This is a genomic window from Acidovorax sp. KPB24-07, from assembly GCF_057543315.1.
Map to the genome: position 1 here is coordinate 1 of NZ_BAAJYS010000706.1, position 1148 is coordinate 1148.

The 1148-nt window shown below is 72.3% G+C and carries 1 protein-coding gene; it reads left to right on the forward strand.

Annotated features, from left to right (window positions below; translation table 11 throughout):
- Positions 1-151: 151 nt before the first annotated feature.
- Positions 152-1148 (forward strand): PepSY-associated TM helix domain-containing protein (locus tag AC27IQ_RS25155; protein ID WP_487091245.1); only part of this gene is annotated, 997 nt, incomplete at its 3' end.

The window sequence follows — 1148 nt, forward strand, 5'->3', positions numbered from 1 at the left end:
TGCCCCAGCGCCCGGGCGATGCCCTGCTGCTGGCGTGGCGCGATGGCCGCGCCAACCAGACGGCCGCGCTGCACCCGGTGACCGGTGCCGTGCTGCCCCTGCCCTGGGGCCGGGCGACCGAAGGCGGGCGCCACTTCATGTCGTTCACTACATGCTGCAGTGGAATGCGCTCGGCTTCTGGGTGGTCGGCTGGGTGTCGATGGCCATGCTGGTGGCGCTGGTGTCCGGCGTGGTCGTGCACCGGCGCATCTTTCAGGATTTCTTCACGTTCCGGCCGGGCAAGGGCCAGCGCTCGTGGATGGACGCTCACAACGCCACCGCCGTGCTGACGCTGCCCTTCCTGTTCATGATCGTCTACACCGGGCTGGCGATCTTCTACACCTCGTACATGCCCTGGCCACTACAAGCGGCCTACGGCAGCGGCGAGTCGGCCCATGCCCGGTTCCAGGCCGAGCTGCACCACGGCGAGGGCGAAGCGCTGCGCCGCCCCTGCACGGGCCGGCCCGCGGCCTTGCACGATCTGGCACCGCTGCTGCAAAGGGCCCGCGACCTGACGGGCCAGCCACCGCGCATGGTGGTGGTCGAGGCGCCGGAGGATGCGAATGCCACGGTGCGCGTGCTCGGCCCCCGCGAAGCCGAGCCAGGCGCAGGCCAGCGCCGCGCCTTGCTGAACCCGGTGGCCACCGCGGTGTTCGACGGCGTGAGCGGCGCCGTGCTGCAGGTGCGCCGGCCGGACCCCGACGCGGCCTTCGCCTCGGAGCAGGTGCACGCCGTGATGGAGTCGCTGCACTTCGCCCGCTTCGGTGGCTGGCCGATGAAGTGGCTGTACTTCGCCAGCGGGCTGCTCGGCACCGTGATGGTGGCCACCGGCACCGTGCTGTTCAGCGTGAAGCGGCGCCGCGCCTGCGGCAATGAGTTCGGCCGTGCCACGGCCGGCGTCTACCGCGCCATCGAGGCCCTGAATGTCGCGGCCGTGGCAGGCATCGGCGTGGCCTGCATCGGCTACCTCCATGCCAACCGCCTGCTGCCTGCCGAGCTGCCCGGCCGCGCGCTGTGGGAGATCCGGGCCTTCCTGGCGGTCTGGCTGGCCACGCTGCTGCACGCCGCGCTGCGCCCGCCGCGCCGGGCCTGGGTGGAGCAGCTGGGCG